This is a genomic window from Salinicola sp. 4072 (assembly GCF_036663415.1).
GTDB classification, from domain to species: Bacteria; Pseudomonadota; Gammaproteobacteria; order Pseudomonadales; family Halomonadaceae; genus Salinicola; species Salinicola salarius_A.
The window spans coordinates 179,525-202,545 of the sequence record NZ_JAXOVV010000002.1 but is presented as its reverse complement, the minus strand read 5'-3'; the positions used below and the strand labels follow the sequence as shown (position 1 = coordinate 202,545).

Annotated in this window: 23 protein-coding genes, 1 tRNA gene and 1 pseudogene; 20 read left to right on the top strand and 5 right to left on the bottom strand. The window is 63.4% G+C overall.

The window, feature by feature from the left end; all coding sequences use genetic code 11:
* The first annotated feature begins 89 nt into the window (after nucleotides 1-89).
* From urtB to R3F72_RS03200, 12 genes and pseudogenes are all read left to right on the top strand, one after another.
* Nucleotides 90-1,742 (top strand): urea ABC transporter permease subunit UrtB, encoded by a 1,653-nt coding sequence (gene urtB, locus R3F72_RS03255; protein ID WP_332778897.1) that lies wholly within the window; start codon nucleotides 90-92, stop codon nucleotides 1,740-1,742.
* Nucleotides 1,739-2,830, top strand: a complete 1,092-nt coding sequence (gene urtC, locus R3F72_RS03250; protein WP_179208821.1) for an urea ABC transporter permease subunit UrtC — start codon at nucleotides 1,739-1,741, stop codon at nucleotides 2,828-2,830. Before urtB ends, urtC begins: the two co-directional genes overlap by 4 nt.
* Nucleotides 2,827-3,684 (top strand): urea ABC transporter ATP-binding protein UrtD, encoded by an 858-nt coding sequence (gene urtD, locus R3F72_RS03245; RefSeq protein WP_087717980.1) that lies wholly within the window; start codon nucleotides 2,827-2,829, stop codon nucleotides 3,682-3,684. The genes urtC and urtD overlap by 4 nt, the downstream gene beginning before the upstream one ends.
* Complete coding sequence (gene urtE / locus R3F72_RS03240) at nucleotides 3,684-4,379, top strand: urea ABC transporter ATP-binding subunit UrtE (protein WP_087717979.1); 696 nt, start codon at nucleotides 3,684-3,686, stop codon at nucleotides 4,377-4,379. Before urtD ends, urtE begins: the two co-directional genes overlap by 1 nt.
* Entirely contained in the window at nucleotides 4,376-5,314 is a 939-nt protein-coding gene (locus tag R3F72_RS03235; RefSeq protein WP_087717978.1) for an urease accessory protein UreD, read from the top strand. The genes urtE and R3F72_RS03235 overlap by 4 nt, the downstream gene beginning before the upstream one ends.
* A 134-nt stretch (nucleotides 5,315-5,448) precedes the next feature.
* Nucleotides 5,449-5,751 carry an urease subunit gamma gene (locus tag R3F72_RS03230; RefSeq protein WP_332778896.1) on the top strand — a complete coding sequence of 101 codons (303 nt, stop codon included), beginning with the start codon at nucleotides 5,449-5,451 and terminating at the stop codon, nucleotides 5,749-5,751.
* A 9-nt stretch (nucleotides 5,752-5,760) separates the two neighbouring features.
* Nucleotides 5,761-6,063 (top strand): annotated as a pseudogene (locus tag R3F72_RS03225) (urease subunit beta); the annotation flags it as partial.
* A gap of 98 nt (nucleotides 6,064-6,161) precedes the next feature.
* A complete protein-coding gene (gene ureC, locus R3F72_RS03220) occupies nucleotides 6,162-7,868 on the top strand; it encodes an urease subunit alpha (protein WP_332778894.1) in 1,707 nt (568 codons plus the stop codon).
* 95 nt (nucleotides 7,869-7,963) lie between these two features.
* Nucleotides 7,964-8,524 (top strand): urease accessory protein UreE, encoded by a 561-nt coding sequence (ureE, locus tag R3F72_RS03215; RefSeq protein ID WP_332778893.1) that lies wholly within the window; start codon nucleotides 7,964-7,966, stop codon nucleotides 8,522-8,524.
* A 13-nt stretch (nucleotides 8,525-8,537) separates the two neighbouring features.
* Nucleotides 8,538-9,215: an urease accessory protein UreF gene (locus R3F72_RS03210; RefSeq protein ID WP_332778892.1), complete on the top strand. Its 678-nt coding sequence runs from the start codon at nucleotides 8,538-8,540 to the stop codon at nucleotides 9,213-9,215.
* Nucleotides 9,216-9,301: 86 nt separating this feature from the next.
* Nucleotides 9,302-9,964 carry an urease accessory protein UreG gene (gene ureG, locus R3F72_RS03205; protein ID WP_087717973.1) on the top strand — a complete coding sequence of 221 codons (663 nt, stop codon included), beginning with the start codon at nucleotides 9,302-9,304 and terminating at the stop codon, nucleotides 9,962-9,964.
* A gap of 32 nt (nucleotides 9,965-9,996) precedes the next feature.
* Nucleotides 9,997-10,602 (top strand): HupE/UreJ family protein, encoded by a 606-nt coding sequence (locus tag R3F72_RS03200; RefSeq protein WP_087717972.1) that lies wholly within the window; start codon nucleotides 9,997-9,999, stop codon nucleotides 10,600-10,602.
* Nucleotides 10,603-10,763: 161 nt separating this feature from the next.
* Here the strand turns inward: R3F72_RS03200 and R3F72_RS03195 are convergent, their stop codons facing one another.
* A complete protein-coding gene (locus R3F72_RS03195) occupies nucleotides 10,764-11,582 on the bottom strand; it encodes a DUF1206 domain-containing protein (RefSeq protein ID WP_087717971.1) in 819 nt (272 codons plus the stop codon).
* A 257-nt stretch (nucleotides 11,583-11,839) separates the two neighbouring features.
* Between R3F72_RS03195 and R3F72_RS03190 the strand changes: the two genes are divergently transcribed.
* Nucleotides 11,840-12,070, top strand: a complete 231-nt coding sequence (locus R3F72_RS03190) for a hypothetical protein (RefSeq protein ID WP_087717970.1) — start codon at nucleotides 11,840-11,842, stop codon at nucleotides 12,068-12,070.
* Complete coding sequence (locus R3F72_RS03185) at nucleotides 12,060-13,544, top strand: sodium:solute symporter family protein (protein WP_087717969.1); 1,485 nt, start codon at nucleotides 12,060-12,062, stop codon at nucleotides 13,542-13,544. The genes R3F72_RS03190 and R3F72_RS03185 overlap by 11 nt, the downstream gene beginning before the upstream one ends.
* 99 nt (nucleotides 13,545-13,643) lie before the next feature.
* Here the strand turns inward: R3F72_RS03185 and R3F72_RS03180 are convergent, their stop codons facing one another.
* The 3 genes from R3F72_RS03180 to R3F72_RS03170 form a co-directional block, all read right to left on the bottom strand.
* Nucleotides 13,644-14,390 (bottom strand): amino acid ABC transporter ATP-binding protein, encoded by a 747-nt coding sequence (locus R3F72_RS03180; protein ID WP_332778891.1) that lies wholly within the window; start codon nucleotides 14,388-14,390, stop codon nucleotides 13,644-13,646.
* Nucleotides 14,387-15,061, bottom strand: coding sequence for an amino acid ABC transporter permease (locus tag R3F72_RS03175; RefSeq protein WP_332778890.1), 675 nt, complete (start codon nucleotides 15,059-15,061; stop codon nucleotides 14,387-14,389). Before R3F72_RS03175 ends, R3F72_RS03180 begins: the two co-directional genes overlap by 4 nt.
* Before the next feature lie 90 nt (nucleotides 15,062-15,151).
* Nucleotides 15,152-15,934 (bottom strand): amino acid ABC transporter substrate-binding protein, encoded by a 783-nt coding sequence (locus R3F72_RS03170; protein WP_442978324.1) that lies wholly within the window; start codon nucleotides 15,932-15,934, stop codon nucleotides 15,152-15,154.
* A gap of 988 nt (nucleotides 15,935-16,922) precedes the next feature.
* On the opposite strand from R3F72_RS03170, the gene R3F72_RS03165 reads away from it, so the two are divergent.
* A complete protein-coding gene (locus R3F72_RS03165; protein WP_087717965.1) occupies nucleotides 16,923-17,594 on the top strand; it encodes a hypothetical protein in 672 nt (223 codons plus the stop codon).
* Nucleotides 17,595-17,823: 229 nt separating this feature from the next.
* Here the strand turns inward: R3F72_RS03165 and R3F72_RS03160 are convergent.
* A tRNA-Leu gene (locus tag R3F72_RS03160) sits at nucleotides 17,824-17,908 on the bottom strand.
* A gap of 155 nt (nucleotides 17,909-18,063) precedes the next feature.
* Here R3F72_RS03160 and R3F72_RS03155 point away from each other — a divergent pair.
* The 5 genes from R3F72_RS03155 (at nucleotide 18,064) to R3F72_RS03135 (ending at nucleotide 22,965) form a co-directional block, all read left to right on the top strand.
* Complete coding sequence (locus tag R3F72_RS03155; protein WP_256961054.1) at nucleotides 18,064-18,819, top strand: ComF family protein; 756 nt, start codon at nucleotides 18,064-18,066, stop codon at nucleotides 18,817-18,819.
* Between the two features lie 40 nt (nucleotides 18,820-18,859).
* The gene (locus R3F72_RS03150; RefSeq protein WP_087717964.1) at nucleotides 18,860-19,846 is read left to right on the top strand and encodes a serine/threonine protein kinase; all 987 of its coding nucleotides are present in this window, start codon (nucleotides 18,860-18,862) and stop codon (nucleotides 19,844-19,846) included.
* Between the two features lie 236 nt (nucleotides 19,847-20,082).
* Nucleotides 20,083-20,640 (top strand): GTP cyclohydrolase I FolE, encoded by a 558-nt coding sequence (gene folE / locus R3F72_RS03145; protein ID WP_071232936.1) that lies wholly within the window; start codon nucleotides 20,083-20,085, stop codon nucleotides 20,638-20,640.
* Nucleotides 20,641-20,733: 93 nt separating this feature from the next.
* The gene (locus tag R3F72_RS03140; protein ID WP_303856423.1) at nucleotides 20,734-21,180 is read left to right on the top strand and encodes a hypothetical protein; all 447 of its coding nucleotides are present in this window, start codon (nucleotides 20,734-20,736) and stop codon (nucleotides 21,178-21,180) included.
* A 270-nt stretch (nucleotides 21,181-21,450) separates the two neighbouring features.
* The gene (locus R3F72_RS03135) at nucleotides 21,451-22,965 is read left to right on the top strand and encodes an NAD-dependent succinate-semialdehyde dehydrogenase (protein ID WP_442978323.1); all 1,515 of its coding nucleotides are present in this window, start codon (nucleotides 21,451-21,453) and stop codon (nucleotides 22,963-22,965) included.
* Nucleotides 22,966-23,021 lie beyond the last annotated feature (56 nt).

Below are 23,021 nucleotides of genomic sequence, written 5' to 3'. Positions count from 1 at the left end.
CAGGCTGCCGGCGCCCCAGCGGGCGTCGGCGGCATCGAGCAGAACCTGGGTCTGACGCCACACCGAAAGGGCGGTGTCGAGGAAAGAACATGACCAAGATTCAACATTCGACAGGCCGTTTTCTGACGCGCCTGCTGACCCATTCCATGCTGCTGTGCCTATTGATGGCATGGGGTCTGGGCATCAATCAAGCCGCCGCGGCCGCCCCCAGCGAGCCGCAGGCGCAGGCAGAAGAAAAGCCACGAACGCTGCTGGAAGCGCTCGACACGCGCAGCTTCCAGGACAAGGGCGACGCCGCCCAGGCGATTGCCGAGAGCGATGCCGAGCAGAAGACGCGCTGGCTGCAGGCGCTGCTCGACGGCCGGCTGGGCAAGGAGCGTCGCGGCGAGCGTTTCTACATCATCACCGATGATAGCGGCCGCGAGTGGCCGATCATCGATGCCATCACGTTCGAGGACGCCGGCACCGGCACGCGGCGCACGGTCGAGGCGTTCAAGATCAACAACGATCTGCGTACCCGTATCCAGGGGCTGCTGGCCTCGCTCTCCCTGGGCGCTGGCGACGAAGCCTCTCGGCTGGCGGCCGCTGGGCGTCTGATCGGCGAGGTCACGGCCGACAACGCCGATAGCGTGCGCGCGATGCGCGACGACGAGAAGAGTCAGTCCGTTCGCGGCCAGCTCGATGTCGCGCTGGCGCTCTACGATGTCCAGCAGGGCGATATCGACGCGCTCGACACCCTGCGCGGCAATCTCGATACGCGGGTGCGCAATACGTTGACCCCGATCGCCGCTGGTGATTCCGAGCTCGCCGCCGAGGCGCAGTCGGTCCTTGGCGGCATCGAGAGCAAGCGCGCCTGGTACGACCGCGCGCAGACGCTGTTCTTCGGTCTCAGTGCCGGTTCGATTCTGGTACTGGCGGCGATCGGCCTGGCGATCACCTTCGGCGTCATGGGCGTGATCAACATGGCCCATGGCGAGCTGATCATGATCGGCGCCTATACCACCTGGATGATCCAGCAGGCGCTACCGGGGCAGCCGGGGCTGGCGCTGGCGCTGGCCATTCCCGGCGGCTTCCTGGTCGCCGGTGCGTTCGGGGTGGTGATCGAACGCACGGTAATCCGCTTTCTCAAGGGACGCCCGCTGGAGACGCTGCTGGCCACCTTCGGCCTCAGCCTGATCCTGCAGCAGCTGGTGCGCAGCGTGTTCTCGCCGCTCAATCGTCGCGTTACCTCGCCGGACTGGCTGCAGGGGGCGTGGCAGATCAACGAGGCGCTGTCGCTGACCCTCAACCGGCTGGCGGTGCTGCTCTTCTGCCTGGTGGTCTTTGCCGGCCTGTGGGCGCTGATGCGCTATACCCGGCTGGGGCTGGAGGTGCGTGCAGTGACCCAGAACCGGGCGATGGCCCGCGCCATGGGCGTACGTGCCACCCGTGTCGACATGCTGACGTTCGGGCTGGGTGCCGGTGTTGCCGGACTCGCCGGCGTGGCGCTGTCACAGCTGACCAACGTCGGCCCCAACCTGGGCCAGGGCTATATCGTCGACTCCTTCCTGGTCGTGGTCTTCGGCGGGGTCGGCAACCTGTGGGGAACGCTGGTCGCCGGCATGTCGCTAGGCGTGATCAATCAGGTGCTGCAGCCGTGGGTCGGCGCGGTACTGGCCAAGATCATCGTGCTGGTCGGCGTGATCCTGTTCATCCAGAAGCGCCCGCAGGGCATCTTTGCACCCAAGGGGCGGACCTCATGACGACCCAAACCTTACTGCATGAACGTGATCGGTCGCGTCAGGCGTTCCTGTCCCGCTCGACGCTCCTGACCAGCCTGGTGCTGATCGTCGGCATGCTCGTGGTGCTGGTATTGAACGCCTTGCCGGAATCGAGCGCCTGGCACGTCAGCAACGCGACGGTATCGCTGCTCGGCAAGTATTTCACCTACATGCTGCTGGCGCTGGCGGTAGATCTCATCTGGGGCTATCTCGGCATCCTCAGCCTGGGGCATGGCGCCTTCTTTGCCCTGGGCGGCTATGCGATGGGGCTCTATCTCAACGCGCAGACCTCACCGCTGCCCGGCTGGCAGTCGATCATGACCTACTTTCCGGTGGCGGCACTGGCGGTTCTGCTGGCACCGGGTTTGCTGGCGCTGGTATTCGGCTGGCTGGCGTTTCGCTCGCGGGTGACCGGGGTCTACTTCTCGATCATCACCCAGGCGCTGACCTTTGCGCTGATGCTGGCGTTCAATCGCAACGAGATGGGCATGGGCGGCAGCACCGGACTGACGCGCTTCTACGAGCTGCTGGGCTTTTCGCTCGCGAGCGAGGGCATGACCGTGGCGCTGTTCGTGGCATCCGGCATGGCCGTGCTGCTGGCGTTCTGGCTGTGCCGGGCGATCACGGTGTCTCGCCTTGGGCGGGTCAGCGTGGCGACCCGCGATGCCGAGGCGCGGGTGCGCTTCATCGGCTACCGGGTCGACCACGTCAAGCTGGCGCTGTTCGTGGTGTCGGCGATGATCGCCGGGGTGGCCGGCGCCCTTTATGTCCCGCAGGTCGGCATCATCAATCCGAGCACCTTCGCGCCGCTGTTCTCGATCGAGGTGGTGGTATGGGTGGCGCTCGGCGGCCGGGCGACGCTCTACGGGGCGCTGCTGGGGGCGCTGGTGGTCAATTACCTGAAGACGGTACTGACCGGGGTAATGCCGGATGCCTGGCTGTTCATTCTCGGCGGCCTGTTCGTGCTGGTCACGATGTTGCTGCCGCAGGGCATTGCCGGCGTGATCTCGACCTGGCGCGGGAAGCGTCACGATGGCGAAGAGCAGGATCGACAGGAGGTGAGCGCATGAGCGTGATCGATAGCACTCGCTTCGACAGGTTGCGGGAGTTCGCCCGTCCGGATCGTGTTTTCGACTTCATGGCGCCGGCGCAGTCGCCAGTGGACGTGCGGCACGGTCCGATTCTCTACCTGGAGGACGTCAGCGTCAGCTTCGACGGCTTTCAAGCCATCAATCAGCTCAACCTGACCATCGATGACGGCGAGCTGCGCTGCATCATCGGCCCCAACGGGGCTGGCAAGACGACGATGATGGACATCATCACCGGCAAGACCCGGCCGGATCACGGGCAGGTCTGGTTCGGCAGCCGCCACAATCTGCTGACGCTGGACGAGCCGCAGATCGCCAATCTGGGAATCGGCCGCAAGTTCCAGAAACCGACGGTCTTCGAAGCACTCGACGTGACCGAGAACCTGGAACTGGCGATGGCCGGCGACCGGCGGGTCTGGAAGACCTTGCTGGCCCGGCTCGACCGGGAAGGCCAGGCGCGTATCGACGAGGTGCTCGAGACCATCGGCCTGACCTCGGCACGGCATCGCCTGGCCGGCGTGCTGTCGCACGGGCAGAAGCAGTGGCTCGAAATCGGCATGCTGCTGATGCAGCGGCCCCGGCTGCTGCTGGTGGACGAGCCCGTCGCCGGCATGACCGAGCCGGAGATGCACCGCACCGCCGAGCTGCTGACGCGGCTCGCCGGCCAGCAGTCGGTGGTGGTCGTCGAACACGACATGGGCTTCGTGCGCTCGATCGCCAGGCAGGTCACGGTGCTTCATCAGGGCAGCGTGCTGGCGGAAGGAACCATGGACGAGGTCGCCAGCGATCCGCGGGTGATCGAGGTCTATCTCGGCGGCGACGAGGAGGCGGCCTGATGCTGAGTGTCGACAAGCTCAATCAGTACTACGGCGAAAGCCACATCCTCCGCGATCTGTCGCTTGAGGTGCCTGCCGGCCGCTGTACCTGCGTCATGGGGCGCAACGGCGTCGGCAAGACGACGCTGCTCAAGACCGTGATGGGCGAGGTGGCGGCGCGCAGCGGGGCGATTCGCTTCGACGGCGAGGCGCTGCTCAAGCGGCGACCCGAAGCGCGGGCGGGCATGGGGATCGGCTATGTGCCCCAGGGGCGCCAGATCTTTGCCACCCTATCGGTCGAGGAGAATCTGCGCATCGGCCTGCCGGCGAGAAGAGACAGGCAGCGCCGGATTCCCGAGCGTATCTACGAGCTGTTCCCGGTGCTCAACGAGATGCGCCATCGTCGCGGTGGCGATCTTTCCGGCGGTCAACAGCAGCAACTGGCCATCGGTCGGGCGCTGGTGCTCGACCCGCGGCTGTTGATCCTCGACGAGCCGGGCGAGGGCATTCAGCCCAACATCGTCGCGCAGATCGGCGAAGTCATCCGGCGTCTCAATCGCGAGGATGGCCTGACCGTGCTGCTGGTCGAGCAGAAGCTGCCTTTCGCGCGGCGGTATGCCGACAGGTTCATGATCATGGATCGTGGGCAGGCGGTGGCCGGTGGCGATATTGCCGAACTGAGCGACGACCTGATCAAGCGACACCTGACAGTATGACGGTAGATCCTTCACGCCATTGGCAGGCGGCCCCCGCCGATTCGGGGCATCGGTTCGATGCGACCCGACGTTGGGAGGCGTCGCTGTCGCTCGCGTTTGCGGCTCGCACCATGGGCACGGCATCCACCGGCGCGGCGCCAATGAGGCGCACGCGGTTGACCCGAGCGCGACATCACGGCCCCTTGCGGGTGCAGCGGCCGTTCTATCCGGAGCCGTATCGGGCCGGGCTGGCCGATCCTTGCCATGTCTACCTGCTGCATCCGCCGGGGGGGCTGGTCAGCGGCGATGCCCTGAAGATCGACGTGAACGTCGAGGCTTCGGCGCATGCCGTGCTGACCACGCCGGCGGCGACCAAGCTCTATCGGGCAGACAGTCACGGCGTGGTCTGGTCCCAGACCAACCGGCTCGAGGTCGAGGATGGCGGGACACTGGAGTGGCTGCCCCAGGAGACGATCGCCTTCGACGGCTCGAAAGGAGAGCAGCGCACCGAGATCTCGCTGACGGGCAATGCGCGCTGCCTGGGGTGGGAGATCATGGCGCTGGGGCGTCCGGCCAGCCATCTCCCGTTCGAGAGTGGTCGCATCGAGCAGCGCTTTCAATTACTTCACGACGGTCGGCCGCTATGGCTCGAGCGGCAACCGCTGGACCCGCTGCACCGGCGCTTTTCGGGGCGTTGGGGGCAGGGCGGCGCGACGGTCCAGGCGACGCTGTGGGCGGCCGGCCTGACGGATCCGCGCCAGGCGGTTGAAGCGGTGCGAGACGCGCTGCCGGCAAACCCGAACTGGGCCGTGACCCAGCGTCATGGCGTGCTGCTGCTGCGTTATCTCGGCGGTTCGCGCAATGAAGCGTGGGATTTATGCTGTGCTGCCTGGCATGCGCTCAGGCCGCTACTGGTCGGCCGCGAGGCGTGCGAGCCGCGAATCTGGTACACGTAGTCATCATGCCGACGGCGACGGATACTGGTCGAAGCGGCCCAGCACTGTCGTCTGCGCTGCCCCGAAGCCGGCGCATCATTGCAATGCCCGTAGCTCGTAGCTCGTAGCTCGTAGCTTACAGACAGGACATCGATATGGAACTGACACCCCGAGACAAAGACAAACTGCTGCTGTTCAGTGCGGCACAGCTGGCGGAACGGCGGCGCGCGCGCGGGCTCAAGCTCAACTACCCGGAAGCGATGGCGCTGATCAGCTTCGAAATCCTGGAAGGGGCGCGTGACGGACGCAGCGTGGCCGAGCTGATGAGCTATGGCCGCGAGATCCTGACCCGCGAGGACGTCATGGACGGTGTCGCCGAGATGATCCATGAAGTGCAGGTCGAGGCGACCTTTCCCGACGGCACCAAGCTGGTCACGATTCACGACCCCATCGTTTGAGGTTTGCTGATGATTCCCGGTGAAATGCAGATTCAGGACGGCGAGATCGAGCTCAATGCCGGTCTCGAGACGCTCACGCTGGCGGTGGCCAACACCGGTGACCGGCCGGTGCAGGTGGGCTCCCACTATCACTTCGCCGAAACCAACCCGGCGTTGACCTTCGATCGCGCCAAGGCCCGGGGCTACCGCCTCGACGTGCCGGCGGGATCGGCGATCCGCTTCGAGCCGGGACAGACCCGTGAGGTAACACTGGTGCCCTACGTCGGCGAACGCCGCGTCTACGGCTTCCGTGCCGAGGTGATGGGGCCGCTGCTATCTAACGCGCAGCTTTCTAACACCCCCGAGGACGCGCGAAGAGAGTCTTCGTCGAGAGAGGTGCCCACAGGCGATAAAAGTGGAGGGGCCGACTGATGGTCAAGATTACCCGACAAGCCTATGCGGACATGTACGGCCCGACCGTCGGCGACCGGGTACGCCTGGGCGATACCGAACTGTGGATCGAGGTCGAACGCGACGCCACTGTCTACGGCGACGAGGTCAAGTTCGGCGGCGGCAAGGTCATCCGGGATGGCATGGGGCAGAGCCAGCGTCATGACGATTCGGTCATGGATACCGTCATCACCAACGCGTTGATTCTCGACTGGTGGGGCGTGGTCAAGGCGGATGTCGGCCTGCAGAAGGGGCGGATCGCCGCCATCGGCAAGGCCGGCAACCCCGACGTGCAGCCCGGGGTCGAGATCGTCATCGGCCCGGGCACCGAAATCATTGCCGGCGAGGGCAAGATCCTGACTGCCGGCGGTATCGACGCGCATATCCATTTCATCTGCCCGCAGCAGGTGGAAGAGGCCCTGATGAGCGGCGTGACGACGATGCTCGGCGGCGGTACCGGGCCGGCCACCGGCACCAACGCCACCACCTGTACGCCGGGCGAATGGCATCTGGGCAAGATGCTGCAGGCGGTCGATACCCTGCCGATGAACATCGGCCTGCTCGGCAAGGGCAACGCCAGTCTGCCGGAAGCCTTGGAAGCGCAGATCGTCGCCGGTGCGATCGGGCTCAAGCTGCACGAGGACTGGGGCACGACGCCCGCGTCGATCGACAACTGCCTGAGCGTGGCGGAAAGATACGATGTCCAGGTGGCGATCCATACCGATACGCTCAATGAATCCGGCTTCGTCGAGGACACGATCGCCGCGTTCAAGGAACGCGGTATTCACACCTACCATACCGAAGGCGCGGGCGGCGGCCATGCGCCCGATATCATCACCGCCTGCTCGAAGGACTACGTGCTGCCGTCGTCGACCAATCCGACCCGGCCGTACACGGTCAATACCATCGACGAGCATCTCGACATGCTGATGGTTTGCCACCATCTCGACCCGAACATTCCCGAAGACGTGGCCTTCGCCGATTCGCGCATTCGCCGCGAGACCATCGCCGCCGAGGACATCCTCCACGACATGGGCGTGATCTCGATGATTTCGTCCGATTCGCAGGCGATGGGGCGGGTCGGCGAAGTGGTCTGCCGCACCTGGCAGACCGCCCACAAGATGAAGGTGCAGCGTGGCCTGCTGCCGGAAGACGAAGCGCTGGGCGCAGACAATTTCCGTGCTCGGCGCTACATTGCCAAATACACTATCAACCCGGCGCTGACCCATGGCATCGGCCACGAAGTGGGATCCGTCGAAGTCGGCAAGCTGGCGGACCTGGTGCTGTGGAGCCCGGCATTCTTCGGCGTGAAGCCGGCGCTGATCATCAAGGGCGGCATGATCGCGGCCGCACCGATGGGGGATGCCAATGCGTCGATTCCGACACCGCAACCGGTACACTATCGGCCGATGTTCGGCGCTTTCGGCAAGGCCGCCAGTGCGACTCGCTTGAGCTTCGTCAGTCAGGCGGCGCTGGATGCCGGGATCAAGGCAAGGCTGGGGCTGGAGAGCGAGCTCGTTGCGGTCAGGCAGGTACGGGGCGTGCGCAAGAGGGACATGAAGCTCAACGATGCCTGCCCGCATCTCACCGTCGATCCGCAGACCTACGAAGTGCGTGCCGACGGCGAGCTGCTGACCTGCGAACCGGCGACCGAACTACCGCTGGCGCAGCGTTATCATCTTTTTTGAGTGGGATATTCAACCGTCGGCCAGGGCACTTTTTCGATTATCTATCGTCTGGTTATTCCGGGTGCCCGGTATTGGCCTTCATGAGGCGAACAGACATGTGGAAATTGATTGAACGGCTGGAGGCGACATCCGACGCCGAGGCCCTCGACAGCGTAACGCTACCGTTCGAACTGCGAATGCGGGGACGGTTGAAGGCGATCAGCAATGGCGGGCGCGAGATCGGCATTTTTCTGGATCGCGGACCGGTGCTGCGGGATGGGGCGCTGCTGCGCGCCGAAACCGGCGAGATCGTCGCCATCCGGGCCGCCGATGAGTCTGTCGTGACGGCATCGGTCCCGTCCGGCCTGGCGCTGGCTCGGCTCTGCTATCACCTGGGTAACCGGCACGTGCAACTGGCGATCGGCCAGGACGACGAAGGCGGCTGGGTACGCTTCCCGCCAGACCACGTTCTCGAGGCGCTGGCAGCGAGACTGGGCGCGACGCTGGAGCGACACAAGGCGCCGTTCGATCCCGAGCCGGGCGCCTACGCCGAGGGTCTCGGTCACGGACATGGGCACGATCATGGTCACCATCACGATCCCGCGGACGGCCATGGGCAGGTCTACGACCTTCAGCCACACCTGGCCCACCGTCATGGTCATAACCATGAGCATTGAGCGGTGGTAGTCGATGCGTGAACGTGATCCGCTGGCGCTGATGGGATTGATGCAATTGGTCAGCCCGGCCTTGCCGATCGGTGCCTTTGCCTGGTCACAAGGTCTCGAGAGTGCCTTCGAGCTGAACTGGGTGAGCGACGAAGAGAGCCTGAACGCGTGGTTGTCCGGCGTGCTGGAAGACGGTCTGACGTCATGTGAGCTGCCGGTGCTGGCCCGGCTTCAGGCCGCCTGGGCGGTGGAGGATCACGAGGCGTTGCAGTACTGGAACGATTGGCTCCAGGCCAACCGCGAGACCGCCGAGCTGGCAGAGGAGGATCTGCGTCTGGGGCAGGCGTTGGTCCGCCTGCTGGATGATCTCGATCTGTTGCCGGCTTCCGGCTGGTTACCGCAGCGCCCGGCCTACGTCACGCTGTTCGCCTGGCTTGCCCATCGGCGCGGCATTGCCGTGGAGGATGCCCAGCTCGGCTTTGCCTGGGCATGGCTGGAAAACCAGCTGGCGGCTGCCTGCAAGGCGCTGCCATTGGGGCAGACGGCGGCGCAGCGGCTCATCGAGCGGCTTCGGCCCGAGCTGGCCAGCGCCGTCGAGGTGGCCAATCGGTTATCGGATGCCGAGCTGGGTCCGGTTCTGCCGGGCCTGGCGCTGGCAAGCGCTCTGCACGAGACACAGTATTCACGGCTGTTCCGCAGCTGACGAAGACGCCGTCCGAATGCCGCGATTCATTCAGCGTCTTCGGACGAGATAGCCGTTGAAGGTGAAGGGAATAGGAGAGCAACAAGATGAAGCACTGTTTACGCGTCGGTGTCGGCGGCCCGGTAGGCTCCGGGAAGACCGCGCTGCTCAAGCAGCTCTGTCTGGCGCTGCGCGAACACTACGATATCGCCGTGGTGACCAACGATATCTACACCCGTGAGGATGCCGACTTCCTGCTGCGCCACGATGCCCTGGCCGCAGATCGCATCATCGGCGTGGAAACCGGGGGCTGCCCGCATACCGCGATTCGCGAGGACGCCTCGATGAATCTGGCGGCCATCGATGACCTTCACTCGCTACATCCCTCGCTGGAACTGGTGCTGGTGGAATCCGGCGGCGACAATCTGGCCGCCACGTTCAGTCCCGAACTGTCGGACCTGACGCTTTACGTGATCGATGTCTCCGCCGGCGACAAGATTCCGCGCAAGGGAGGGCCGGGTATCACCAAATCGGATCTGTTGATCATCAACAAGATCGATATCGCCGATTACGTTCATGCGTCGCTCGAGGTGATGGAGCGCGACGCCAAGAAGATGCGCGGCGAACGCCCCTTCGTGTTCACCAATCTGCACGACGGCGTCGGTGTCGAGACGATCGTCCGTTTCATCCTCGACCGCGGCATGTTGCCGGAGCGACGCGGTAAGGCGTGTAGAGACATCGAGGATCAGGCGTTGCTGAGCGCCAACTGAGTTTGCGTCCGTTTCATTCAAGGAGAACCGTCATGACTTCATCCCTTCTCACTGCTCGGCGTCTGGCCTGGCTGGCCGCACCGGTGACGATGCTGGCTGCTTCGGCGGCCATGGCGCATCCCGGAGCGCTGCCGCACACCCACGGCGGCAGCTTTCTTGCCGGCTTGATGCATCCGCTGTCCGGCCTGGACCATCTGCTCGCCATGCTGGCGGTCGGGTTGTGGAGCTGCCGTCAGGCACCCGCGCTGCGCCGTGCCATGCCGCTGCTGATTGCCCTGGGCATGGTCGCCGGTGCCGGGCTCGCCTGGGGTGGCGTGCCGCTGCTCGGCGTCGAGTTCGGTATCGCCTCCAGCGTTCTGCTGGCAGGGGCGTTGCTGGCCAGTCTGGTCAAGCTCCCCAGCGCGCTGGGCGGAACGCTGGTCTTCGCGTTCATCCTGCTGCACGGCCACGCCCACGGCAGCGAGCTCGCACCGGGCGCGTCGGCGGCGCTCTACGCGCTCGGCTTCGTCATCGCCAGTGTGGGTATCACGCTGCTGGGTCGCTTGACCGGCAGCTGGCTGATGCAGCGCGACAACCGCTGGATGCGCGGTATCGGCGCCGCCATCGCCGCCGCCGGCGGTGCGCTGATGCTGGGCTGATTGTCGGCCGAGCCGCCTCGTATCAGAAGCGGAAAAGTTCTCTGGGGCCATCAGGTGCCAGCCTCTGGAAGCCGCCCATCATGGGCGGCTTTCTCTATCGGCCCCAGTTGTCTTCGATCTCCGACCGGTCGTTCCGGAGCCACATGCTTCGTGATAATCGATCAGTGCCGCGGATGACGTACCCGGCGATAGCCGGCATTGATGAAACAGTAGCCGCCATAGGCGATGAGGCCGACGGCCACCGCGCCGAGAAGCCAGTCGCCGAAGGGCTGATGCGCCAGCAGGTCCAGGGCCGCGCCGAGACCTTGCGCATCGCCGGGCGAGAGACGCCACGCAGCTAGTGCGAGCAGCCCGCCGATCAGCAGGAAGGTGACACCGCGGGCCGCCAGACCGAGCCGGGCGATGGCTTCGAGCAGGGGCAGGGGCGGATTGGGCCGGCTTTGCAGGTGCCAGTTCTTGCGATAGGCGCGTCGCCAGGCGCGCACCAGTTGATGGAAACCGACGCCGACGAAGACGAGGCCGATGGCCAGCAGCAGCCAGCGGCCGCCCGGGAGACCCATGAGCCGTTCGGTGTTCTGGGAGGATCCGCTGCTTTGCGACTGGGAGAGGCTCTGAAAGATCAGCGTGGCACATTGCCAGGCCAGCGTGGTATAGAGGCCGCCGCTGATCGCGAACCCCAGCCGCTGAAGCCAGCCTTTCCAGTCGTTGCCCTTGCGCTCGGTATCCCAGAACGCCTGAGCCAGGCGCCACAGGACGTAAGCGGTGAGCCCCAGACCCATCAGCGCCAGCAGCACGCGTCCGAACGGCCACAGCGCGATTTTGCGAATGACGTCCGAAGCGCCGCTTTCGCTGCCGCCAAGCCCTATCGTGGTCAGTAGCGCCAACCAACCGATCGTCAGGTAGATGATTCCCTTGGCGACATAGCCTGCCGATGCAGTATGTTGCAGCCACTCGCGCAGGCTGAAGTGAATCCTTTTCATGCCGTTCCCTATGATTGAGCGGCTACTAGCCTAGAAGAGAAAATGGCTTCACGATACGGCGGGCGGGCGTCAATGCCCGATGCGGTATGATTCTATGGCGCTTTGGGCTTGCGGCGCCAGACACTTCAAGGACGAGTCTCCTCGAAGACGAGACGTTCCAAAGGTGAGACGCTCCAAAGACGAGACTCTTTCAACGACTAGGTTCTTCAAAGGCCAGATTCTTCACAGGCCAGACTTTGCAAAGGCTAGACACATCGATGAAACATTATGTCGTCCGCCCACGTTCGGGTAAGGGATGGATCCTGACTCTGGCGTTCGTGGCGCTGATCGCTCTGGGACTGTGGCCGGTGATCGGCTGGTTCAACCAGCCGCGGCTATGGCTGGGGCTGCCGTGGCTCGCGGTATGGACCTACGTGATCGTGCTGGGGTGCTGGCTGGTCATGCTCCTTGCCAATCGCTGGCTGCGGGTGTCTTCTCATGACGACTAGTCTGTTGCCGCTGTGGATCACCCTGGGGTACATCGGCGTTGCGCTGTTCATCGGGTTGCGCGCACGTGGCGGGCACCTGATGGATAGCCTGGAGGAGTGGGGCGTTGCCGGGCGAAGCATGGGGCCGATAACGCTCTATCTGCTGATCGCGGCGGGCAGCATCAGCGCCTACACCTTCATGGGCGCGCCCGGCTGGGCCTACAGCAAGGGCGTTGCCGTCTTCTACGTGGTGATCTATCTCTCCTATCTGGCGCTGGTGGCATGGTATTGCGGCCCCAAGGTGTGGGCCTTCGGCCAGCGCTTCGGACATGTCACCCAGGGCGCGGCTATTGCCGACCGCTACCAGAGTCCGCTGCTCGGCGGGCTGGCGGCGCTGGTGATGTCGATCGGCTCGCTGGCCTATGCGGTACTCCAGACGATGGGGTCCGCCTACATTCTGTCGGTGATGAGCGGCGGGCGGATCCCGGTCTGGGCCGGCGTGATCGTGATTCTTAGCGTCATCGCGATCTATCTCTATGTCAGCGGTCAACGGGCCATCGGCCTGACCAACGCCTTTCAGGGCATCCTGATGCTGGTCGTGGCCTGGACGGTCGGGCTGTGGGCGGCTCATCACGCTACCGGCGAGATGGGGTTCGCGGGTGTCTTCGAGCGCCTGGCTGCCGAACGGCCGGCGTTTCTGACCCTGCCGGGGGCCGATGGCAAGATGAGCTTCGCGTTCTGGACCACGTCGATCATCGTCTCGATGCTCTCGTTCATGCCGCCGGTCTGGAGCCAGTGGATGAGCGCGCGTTCGGCCGACACGATCCGGCGCAGCGCGACCTGGCTGCCGACCTATTATATTGTCGTGCTGCCGATGGTGGTGGTGGGCTTCATCGGCATCACCGCGCTCCCCAATCTGGGCCGGGCCGATACCGTGGCACTCGAATTTGCGCTGCAGAACCTGCCGAGCTGGCTGGTGGGCCTGCTGGGAGCGGGAACGCTGGCCGCTGCCATGTCATCCTGCGAGCCGTTTCTGCATTCGGTGTCGATGGCCTATGCCAAGGATATCGCTCAGCCGCTGTTTCGCCTCGGCGATGCGGCCACCGCGCGCCTCGCTCGTCGCTTGCTGATTCCGGTGATGGCGTTGATCGTGGCACCGGTGGCGATCAGCGAGCCGAGCAATCTGATCATGATCCTGCTGGTGGGACTGGGGTTCGCGACGCAAGTGTTGCCGGCATTCATCGGCATGTTCCTGTGGACCCGCGCGTCACGGAGGGGTGTGCTGGCTGGGATCGTGAGCGGGTTCAGCGTGACGCTGGCGTTCACGCTGATCTGGCCCAATCCGCTCGGCATTCACGCCGGGTTCTGGGGTTTGATGATCAACCTGCCGCTGTTCGTGATCGTCTCCTGCCTGACGCCGCCCGTGAGAGACGACGTGGTGGAGCGCTTCTTTGAGCTTGCCATCCCTGGCAGGCTCCCTTCGGGACGCCGCTAGGCGGCGTCGAAAATCGCTCCCGACGATTTTCTGCCAGCAGCGCGCCAAGGTTTTCAAGACCGCCTTCATCGCGCTGATCCCGCTGGCGGCGAGCGTCGATCAGACGACGTTCGCCGCCAGGATCTTGCGCAGAAACCGTTGCGTGCGCTCGTCCTTGGGCTGGCTGAACAGCTCCGCCGGCGGGGCCTGCTCGATGATGCGGCCCTGGTCCATGAATACCACGCGATCGGCGACCTCGCGGGCGAACTGCATCTCGTGAGTGACGACGATCATGGTCTGATGTTCCGCCGCGAGCTGCTTCATCAGGCCGAGCACTTCCTCCGCCCATTGCGGGTCCAGCGCGGATGTCGGCTCGTCGAACAGGATCACGTCGGCGTTGGCCGCCATCGCCCGGCCGATGCCCACGCGCTGCTGCTGGCCTCCGGAAAGCGAGGCGGGGTAGGCATCGGCCTTGTCGGCCAGGCCGATGCGCTCGAGAATCTCGCGGGCTCTGGCGTAGGCCTTGGCCTTGGGCATGCCGTCGACCACGATCATGCCCTCGGCGATGTTCTGCAGCGCGGTCTTGTTGGCGAACAGCGCATAGTTCTGGAACACGAACGCCGTGCGTCGTCTCAGCGCGAGGATCTGTTCACGGGTCGCGCGGGTCGCGTCGAGGCTGAGATCGCCAACGGTCAGATGGCCGGCATCGGGCGTCTCGAGAAAGTTGATGCAGCGCAGCAGGGTGGACTTGCCGGTCCCGGAGGGTCCGACGATCACGATGATCTCGCCGCGCTCGAGGGTGAGATCGATGTCGTCGAAGACGACATGGTCGCCGAATTGCTTGCGAATGCCCTTGAGTTCGATCATCGCTGATACGCCCGGTTGAGTCGTTGTTCCAGCCATTTTTGCACCCAGGAGAGTGCCTCGACCACGATCCAGTAAATCACCGCGACCACCAGGAAGGCCTCGAAGTAGAGAAAGCTCCCGGCGGCTTCCTTCTGGGTCGCCCCCATCAGCTCGGTGACACCGAGTGTGAACGCCAGCGATGTCGACTTGATCATGTCGATGAAGTAGTTCATCAGTGTCGGCGTTGCTATCCGGGTCGCCTGCGGCAGCACGATTCTTCGCATCAGCTGCGCTCGTGTCATGCCGATGGAGAGTGCCGCTTCGGTCTGGCTACGGTCGATGCCCACGATGGCGGCGCGAATGGACTCCGCCATGTAGGCGGAAAAATGGAGCGTCAGGCCAAGGATGGTGGCGGTAACGCCATTGATCGCCACCAGGAAGGTCAGTACCTGAGGCAGTCCGTAGTAGAACAGGAACAGCTGGACCAGCAGCGGCGTGCCGCGAAAGAACGAGATGAACAGCAGCGCAACGGCGTTGAGGCCGGGAATACGAGTCACCCGTATGACGGCGAGCAGGCAGGCCAGTACCAGGGCGCAGGCCATGCCGGCGGCTGCCATCTCGAGAGTCAGGGGCAGATAACCGAGAAGAATGGGCACCAGGCCCAGCATGTAGTCGAAATCGAGTGCGTGCATAGTGCGTGGCGCTCCGCGCTTGGCGACCTCAGATAACGGAAAAGCCCATGGTGCCGGTCAGCGCCATGGGCCGTTGTTGCGAAACGTCGATCACGGTTGGGTAATGTCGGTCCCGAACCATTTCTCCGAAATGTCGCTCAACTTGCCGCTTTCACGCAACTGGGCGAGCGCCTCGTTGATCCGGTCCCGCAGTGCCTGGCCGGCTTCGTCGTCGCGGAACGGATAAGCGTTCTCGATTTTGGAAAAAGGCTGGCCGGCCAGCTCTAGCGGCAACGGCTTGTCCTTGATCACCTGCGTGGCGCTGACGCGATCCATGACGAACGCATCGGCGCGCCCCAGGGCGACGTCCTGTTCGATGTTGGAGTCGTAAGTCTTGATGTCGATCTCGTCTGCATAGGGCAGCTCGTTCAACAGCTGCTCGTAGTTGGAGCCGAGGTTGACCGCGACCGTCTTGCCCTTGAGGTCCTCGACGCCGTGGATGGCATCGTTACCTTTGCGAACCACGACCTGTGCGCCATCGTAGACGTAAGGATCGCTGAAGAGATATTTCTCCTGGCGTTCTGGCGTGATGGTGATCTGGTTGGCGATAGTATCGATCCGCCTGGAGTCCAGCATGCCGGCCAGCCCGGAGAAGCTGGCGGTCACGAATTCGACATCGTCGCCGGTGATGTCGCCGATCGCATTCATCAGATCGACCTCGAAGCCCTTGAGCTCATCCTGTTCGACGTAGGTAAAGGGATAATAGCCGCCCGACATGCCGACTCGCAGCGTATCGGCCTGCGTTGTCATCGCGCCCAGAGACGTGGCGAGGCCCAGTGCCAAGGCCAGCGTGGTTCGGCGCCACGGCGCGGTTGAAGTCGATCGTTTTGCCATGAGAACAGATCCCCCCTGAAGCAGAATTGGGTGATGGATGAGTCAATGCCATCCGTCACGGTCATGCGCGCAGGATAGCGCAGTTTCCGTTTTTGGTAATAAGAGAATTAATTGATATGCCCATTTGTTTGGCGCTATAGGAGGGCGGGCAGGCGCTTCGGCTGCCTGAACTGCACGCCTGTCAGAGTCCGCCTTCGCCGTTCGCGTGGTCTGCATGCTACTCATTGTTGGACAATAGTCTGTACCTCGCTTTGCTGTCTGTAATGTATTGATCTAACATTTGCCCAATTCTTTCTGTGAAGGCTGCTGCAGGGACGTGACCAAGGGACTTACGCTCGGCGTTGGTTAGTGGCATGGGCCAGGGAACGAGTCGCAAGGCTCAGGAGCTCAGGAAGGGTTGGCGCGTGGCTGGCGGAGGTGCTGTGTGGTCTCTTTCGCCTCTGGCATTGAGCTCCATGGCGCAAGTGTAGGCAGGTGTCCCGAAAGCCGGCGTCCTTCCGTCGGTTTTCTTCTCCAACGGATACTCGATCCCCTTCGGCGGGTTCTCTCTTCTTTCCGGCTCTCTCGCGCGATTCCGGCATGACTGTCATTCCAGGCAGTAAAAATTTGATGGAAACTTGACCCGAAGATAACTCTTGTATAACTTTATCCCCGTTAGCTGACTCACCGTACCCAAGGATGGGCTCAAGGACGTACCAGGTGAGTTGGATCCGCAGTCACGGAAGACTGCCAGCCTGTCGGACTCAGGATGGGGATGACAAGGCTCAAGCATTACCGTGAACCACGCTTCGTCAGGATGACGCAACGATAGGACAGGAAGTCCGGGTTCAGGCGGTTAGTTAAAGGCGGGCCGAGAGGCCCGCCTTTCGTATTTCCGAGGCCTGGCCTCGTCCGTGCTCTGTTACACAAACTAAGTTATATCGCCCGCCATCGTTCTCGCCTACATTGACGCCTTCTCGAGTCAAGCAGGCAGGAGCCGATCACGACCATGGAATGGTTGTCAGAACACAGTAAAGCGATTACCGCCATCACGAGCATATTGACGCTCTTTGTATGGTTCTTTTACGCCCAGATCCTCTACCGGAACTTCGCCCGAACACGGCGCCCTCGCATCATTATCAATCGTGGTCACGGCAACGACCTGACCTCGCTTTGCCTGATCAGCAACATGAGCTCCGAGCCGATCTTTCTGGAACATATCATCGTGACCTTGCACACCAGCAAGGGTTCGTTGACCAATGACATGATCGACTTCGAGGCCGACCATCGGCAGGACAAGGCCGATTCCGAGGACTCGTCGGAAGCGGAACACGAGGAACGTAGGCAGGGCATGCAGTCCAGCCAAGGGCCCATGCTCTCCGGGAGCTACAGCCACGTCGGGACTTTCGAGGCCATTCTGAAGCGCTTGTGCAGCGTCCACGGTGTAAAGCTCGAACGCAATCGCCCGATGGATGATACTGTGTTTCACTTTCTCGATATCCGCGTCGTCGCCATCTACGGCAGTGAAGATCACCCGATCGGTGCGGAGCGCCGCTTCCGCCTGCATATGAAAGAGGGTGATAGCTGCACTCTGGTACCGGTATCGCTGGACACCAAACGCTATGCCAATCGGCTCCAGCGATGGCGCGTCCGGCAATGGATACGTCATCTCGACGAGTGATCGTTCCTCGAGCGGAAGAGTATGGCGGGCTCGGTCGCCTCTGGCACCGCGAGCGCTCCATAGCGTTCCCCAGCGCATGCTTGTACACACGAACTTTCGATATACATATCGATGTACCGCGCGAGATGGGATGAACCAGATTGATCTAGTGCGATCAGGGCGGTAAAGCCGCTTGGATGCTGGCTTTTCGGGATTGGCGTTACTTCAGAGGAGAGTCAGGAAACTTGCTTGGTGCGGATGGGGAGACTCGAACTCCCACACCTTTCGGCACTAGAACCTAAATCTAGCGTGTCTACCAATTCCACCACATCCGCAATTCGATAGGCGCGCTCATTGTACTGGCGGCTTCATCGATGTCAATCGTTGCTCGATCGAACCCTGGTGGCTAGCTGCCGGCGCTTCAGTTTTCGCCGCCGCGGTCGACATCATCATTGAGATGATCGAGAGCGGAGCAGTCGAGAGAATACCAATGATGCGGCGTCTGGAAGTGGTGCGGCCAATGGCTCGCGGATTGGTGGACTGGATCAACGCGCAGTTGAAGCGGGCGCTGCCGGGTTACTGTGCCTTTTGCCATACGGCCGTCGCTGGCGGTTCGCCCTGGTGCGTCGAGTGCTTTGCGGATATGCCCTGGAACCAGAGCGCTTGTTCTCTCTGCGCCGAACCGCTGCCGATGCTCTCCTCTGCGTCGTCAGCGCCGCGCCAGTGTGGGCGATGCTTGAAGCATCCCCCCGCGCAGCAGGCCGCGTGGGTGCCGCTGCGCTACGAGTCGCGGGTGGCTCGTCTGATACAGCGCTACAAGTTCTCGGCGGATGCGAGGGCTGGCGAGGTGCTGGTTCAACTCATGCTTGCCACCCTGAGCCGATCGCCCGATGTCGGCGAGGCGGTGATCGGTGTCCCCGGTCACCGCGAGCGGACCCGGGAGCGTGGATTCGACCACACGGCGTGGCTGACGAAGCGTCTGGCCGCGCGGTTGAAAATGCCGGTGATCGAGGCCGAACGACGGCGCGAGACGCCATCCCAGCGTGGCCTGGACCGCCTCTCTCGGCGGCGCAATGTGAAGCGTGCGTTCACCGTGGCCCAGCCGTTACCGCCGGCGGTCGTGGTCGTCGATGACGTGATGACCACCGGCGCGACGCTGGAGTCGCTGGCGATCGCCTGCCGGGAAGCGGGGGCGCGGCGGGTCACGGTGCTGGCCTTCGCGCGTACGCCCTCGGCACGAATCTGATAGCATGCGCGCATGCATCCCGCCGTCAGTCGAGGTCCGTATGAGCGCCGTTTCCCTGCATCCGTTCGAGACATTGACGCCGCAGCGGGTCGTCGAGGCCGTCGAGTCGCTCGGCTTCTGGTTGCCCGGCGAGCCGTTCGCGCTCAACAGCTACGAGAATCGTGTCTACTCGTTGACCGACGACGACCGCCGCCGCTGGGTGGTGAAGTTCTATCGCCCGGAGCGCTGGAGCGACGAGCAGATTCTCGAAGAGCATGAATTTCTGCAGGCGCTCGCGGCGGAGTCGATCTCGGTGGGGGCGCCTTGGGCAGACGATACGGGTCGGACGCTGCATCACTTCGAGGGTTTCCGCTTTGCCCTGTTCGCGCATGTCGTCGGCCAGGCCCCGGAGCTCGAAGACCCGGCGCATCTCTTTGCTCTCGGCGAACTGATCGGCCGGGTCCATGAGGTCGGGGCTCGCCAGCCTTTCCGGTATCGGCTGCGGCTCGATCCGAACACGATGATCGAGGAGAGTCGCAGCCGAGTTCTCCAGGCGAGCTGGCTCGATGCTCGACAGCGCAAGACCTACGACCGCGTAATCGATTCGCTACTACCGCTGCTGGCGGATCACGCCTGGCCGGACAGCGCGATGCAGCGCGTTCACGGCGACTGTCACCTCGGCAATATGCTGGGGCGTGACGAGCAGTTCTCTCTGGTCGACTTCGATGACTGCCTGATGGCGCCGGCGGTGCAGGATCTGTGGATGCTGCTGACCGCCCAGTTTCCCGAAGAGTGGCAGATGCAGCTGTCCGAAATCATCGAAGGCTACGAGATGACCCGCGAATTCGACCGCCGCCAGCTCGATTGGATCGAGGCCCTGCGAACCTTGCGCCTGATTCGTCACAGTGCCTGGGTGACGGCGCGATGGGAAGATCCTGCGTTTCCCCGAGCCTTCCCTTACGTCGCCGAGAGCGGCTACTGGGATCAGCATATTCGCCATCTCGAACAGCAACGCGTGGCCCTCGACTCGCCGCGCTGGCTGGCCTGATCGGCTAGCGTCCTGTCGAAGTGCGCGACTCGCCCCGTGGCGAGTCGCGATGCGAATTGTCCGTATCGAAGAGACTGTCTGTGTCGGCGAAATTGTCCGTATCGACGCAATTGCCTGGATCGACGAGATAGTGGTGCCGCCGGAGTTTCGCTAGAATCGGCTGACACCGATTTGGGGGCCGAATGTGATCGCGGCCGCGAGCATTCGATGACGATACCGATAGACAAGGCAGCAACATGACAGAGCAACTGGCAGGCCACTTCCACGGGATTCTCGAGAAGCTGGGAGAAGATCCCCAGCGCGAGGGCCTGCGCGATACCCCGATGCGTGCCGCCAAGGCTATGCAGTTCCTGACCCAGGGCTACAGCCAGTCGCTGGAGACACTGGTCAATGGCGCGGTCTTCGCTTCCGATACCGATGAAATGGTGCTGATCAAGGACATCGAGATGTATTCGATGTGCGAGCATCACGTGCTGCCGTTCATCGGCAAGTGCCACATTGCCTATCTGCCCCAGGGCAAGGTGCTGGGGCTGTCGAAGTTCGCACGGATCGTCGATATGTATGCCCGCCGGCTGCAGATTCAGGAAAACCTGACCCGTGAAATCGCCGAGGCGATCATGCAGGTCACGGGAGCCCTCGGTGTTGGCGTGGTGATCGAGGCGCAGCATATGTGCATGATGATGCGCGGTGTGGAGAAGCAGAATTCCAGCATGACCACGTCGGTGATGCTGGGGAGTTTTCGCAAGAACCAGACGACGCGTCAGGAGTTCCTGATGCTGGTCAACGGTCGCTGACAGAGGCGCCGTCGGTCGTCGCACTCGTCAAAAGCCAGCCGGTAAAGCCAGTCGGTAAAGAGAGCCGTTAAAGAGAGCCACAAGGATAGCTGCATGGATGGTCGCCTTTTTCATTTCGACGACGAAGCCCAGACCGGCGAGGTGGAGAGCGACGGCAAGCGCTATCCGTTCGATTTCGCACAGTGGCGTGGTCGCGGCCTGCCCAGCGCCGGCACCCCGGTTCGCTTCGAGCTCCGCGACGGACAGGCGATCCAGGTCTTCAATCGCCCCGAGGCGCAGCGCCGCGCCAGCAGCACTCGCGGCGTCGACGGCAAGACACGGCGCAAACGACTTTCCCACTGGGCGCTGGCAGCGTTCGTGGTGTCGGTCGTCGGGCTGAGCGCCGGGCGTTACGCGCCGGTGGTGGAAGTCGTGGCGATCGTGCTGGCCTGGCTGGGATTGCGTCACGTGCATCGCCAGCCCCAGCGGTTCAACGGCTACTGGCTGAGCGGCGCCGCGATCGCGATTGCCGTCGGCGTGACGCTCTGGTCGCAGCTGTAATCGCCCTGGCCCCGAGTGGCATCGCGATGATGCTGCCACGGCATCGGTCCGGTCACGAATGACGCGCTTATGAATGACTCGCGGCGTGACCGATCGTGACTGGCACAGGTGACGCTAACGCGCCATCCTTGACGCAGGAGTCGTGACACTGGCATCACTGTCACACGCCGTCGTCATGAACGATTTCATTGCTCGTCGCACCACGGCAACGACCGGCCTGCGTGGGCCGAATGCCTGCGATCGGCAAGCACATCAAGGAAGGAGTGAGTCATGCAATCCGACAAAGCACAGTCCGACAAAGCACAGTCCCTCAAGGTGCAGTCTGTCAAAGAGAGCGCGCTGTTCAGACCGTTTGCCTATATCGATGGTAACTGGGTTGCCGCCGACAGCGGTGAGCAGATCGATGTCGACAACCCCGCCACGGGCGAGATCCTGGGGCACATGCCGCGACTGGGCCGCGCCGAGACCGAGCGTGCCATCGACGCTGCCGAGGCCGCATTGCCGGCGTGGCGCAACCACACCGCGCTGGAGCGGGCCGACATCCTGATGAAGTGGTACGAGCTGATGCTCGAGAACAAGGATGAGCTGGCGGCGATCATGACCGCCGAGCAGGGAAAGCCGGTCAAGGAAGCGGCGGGCGAGATCGTCTATGCCGCCAGTTTCATGCGCTGGTTCGCCGAGGAAGCGCGGCGTATCTATGGCGACACCATCCCCGCGGCCAGCAACCAGCAGCGCATCGTGGTCACCAAGCAGCCGGTGGGCGTCGTCGGCGCCATCACGCCGTGGAACTTCCCCTCATCGATGATCACGCGCAAGGCCGCTGCCGCGCTGGCGGCGGGCTGCACCATCGTGATCAAGCCGGCCAGCCAGACACCGTTCTCCGCGACCGCGCTGGCCGCACTGGCAGAGCAGGCCGGTGTTCCGCGTGGCGTGTTCAACGTCGTGCCGGGCAAGGCCAGCGAGATCGCCAAGGCGATGACCGACTCCCCGGTGGTACGCAAGGTCACCTTCACCGGCTCGACCGAAGTCGGCAGCTCGTTGATGGCCGGCGCTGCGCAGCACATCCAGAAGATATCGTTGGAGCTGGGCGGCAACGCGCCGTTCCTGGTATTCGAGGATGCCGACCTGGACGCCGCGGTCGAAGGCGCGATCGCCTCCAAGTTCCGCAATGCCGGACAGACCTGCGTCTGCACCAACCGTTTCCTCGTCCAGTCGAGCGTGATCAACGCCTTCAGCGAGAAGCTGGCGGCCGCGATGAACAGCGAGCTCAAGGTCGGTGAAGGATTCGAGGAGGGCGTAAACATCGGCCCGCTGATCGATGACGATGCCGTGGCCAAGGTGACTGATCACATCAAGGACGCCACCGACAAGGGCGCGCAGCTGCTGCTCGGCGGCCACGAGCATTCTCTGGGCGGGCGTTTCTTCTCCCCGACGCTGGTCAGCCACGCCACGCCGGAAATGAAGGTCGCCAGCGAAGAGACCTTCGGCCCCCTGGCCGCGGTATTCCCCTTCGAGACAGAAGAAGAAGCCGTGCGTATGGCCAACGACACCCAGTTCGGGTTGGCCTCCTACTTCTACTCGAAGGATCTGGGGCGTGTCTGGCGCGTCGCCGAAGCGCTCGAATACGGCATGGTCGGCATCAACACCGGCCTGATCTCCAACGCCAGCGCCCCGTTCGGCGGCGTCAAGGCCTCCGGCCTCGGCCGCGAAGGCTCCAAGTATGGGCTCGATGAATACCTCGAGACCAAGTACCTCTGCATCGATCTGGGGAAAGAGTCAGACTGAGCTTCGAGCTTCGAGCTTCGAGCTTCGAGCTTCGAGCTTCGAGCTTCGAGCTTCGA

Coding starts and splice junctions, on each gene's coding strand:
- R3F72_RS03140 (WP_303856423.1), top strand. CDS start 20,734: ATGGATGGTCGCCTTTTTCATTTCGACGACGAAGCCCAGACCGGCGAG.
- R3F72_RS03185 (WP_087717969.1), top strand. CDS start 12,060: ATGACGACTAGTCTGTTGCCGCTGTGGATCACCCTGGGGTACATCGGC.
- R3F72_RS03210 (WP_332778892.1), top strand. CDS start 8,538: ATGCGTGAACGTGATCCGCTGGCGCTGATGGGATTGATGCAATTGGTC.
- R3F72_RS03165 (WP_087717965.1), top strand. CDS start 16,923: ATGGAATGGTTGTCAGAACACAGTAAAGCGATTACCGCCATCACGAGC.
- R3F72_RS03135 (WP_442978323.1), top strand. CDS start 21,451: ATGCAATCCGACAAAGCACAGTCCGACAAAGCACAGTCCCTCAAGGTG.
- ureC (WP_332778894.1), top strand. CDS start 6,162: ATGGTCAAGATTACCCGACAAGCCTATGCGGACATGTACGGCCCGACC.
- urtB (WP_332778897.1), top strand. CDS start 90: ATGACCAAGATTCAACATTCGACAGGCCGTTTTCTGACGCGCCTGCTG.
- urtC (WP_179208821.1), top strand. CDS start 1,739: ATGACGACCCAAACCTTACTGCATGAACGTGATCGGTCGCGTCAGGCG.
- R3F72_RS03235 (WP_087717978.1), top strand. CDS start 4,376: ATGACGGTAGATCCTTCACGCCATTGGCAGGCGGCCCCCGCCGATTCG.
- R3F72_RS03170 (WP_442978324.1), bottom strand. CDS start 15,934: ATGGCAAAACGATCGACTTCAACCGCGCCGTGGCGCCGAACCACGCTG.
- R3F72_RS03155 (WP_256961054.1), top strand. CDS start 18,064: ATGATGCGGCGTCTGGAAGTGGTGCGGCCAATGGCTCGCGGATTGGTG.
- urtD (WP_087717980.1), top strand. CDS start 2,827: ATGAGCGTGATCGATAGCACTCGCTTCGACAGGTTGCGGGAGTTCGCC.
- ureG (WP_087717973.1), top strand. CDS start 9,302: ATGAAGCACTGTTTACGCGTCGGTGTCGGCGGCCCGGTAGGCTCCGGG.
- folE (WP_071232936.1), top strand. CDS start 20,083: ATGACAGAGCAACTGGCAGGCCACTTCCACGGGATTCTCGAGAAGCTG.
- R3F72_RS03180 (WP_332778891.1), bottom strand. CDS start 14,390: ATGATCGAACTCAAGGGCATTCGCAAGCAATTCGGCGACCATGTCGTC.
- R3F72_RS03195 (WP_087717971.1), bottom strand. CDS start 11,582: ATGAAAAGGATTCACTTCAGCCTGCGCGAGTGGCTGCAACATACTGCA.
- R3F72_RS03175 (WP_332778890.1), bottom strand. CDS start 15,061: ATGCACGCACTCGATTTCGACTACATGCTGGGCCTGGTGCCCATTCTT.
- R3F72_RS03200 (WP_087717972.1), top strand. CDS start 9,997: ATGACTTCATCCCTTCTCACTGCTCGGCGTCTGGCCTGGCTGGCCGCA.
- R3F72_RS03190 (WP_087717970.1), top strand. CDS start 11,840: ATGAAACATTATGTCGTCCGCCCACGTTCGGGTAAGGGATGGATCCTG.
- ureE (WP_332778893.1), top strand. CDS start 7,964: ATGTGGAAATTGATTGAACGGCTGGAGGCGACATCCGACGCCGAGGCC.
- urtE (WP_087717979.1), top strand. CDS start 3,684: ATGCTGAGTGTCGACAAGCTCAATCAGTACTACGGCGAAAGCCACATC.
- R3F72_RS03230 (WP_332778896.1), top strand. CDS start 5,449: ATGGAACTGACACCCCGAGACAAAGACAAACTGCTGCTGTTCAGTGCG.
- R3F72_RS03150 (WP_087717964.1), top strand. CDS start 18,860: ATGAGCGCCGTTTCCCTGCATCCGTTCGAGACATTGACGCCGCAGCGG.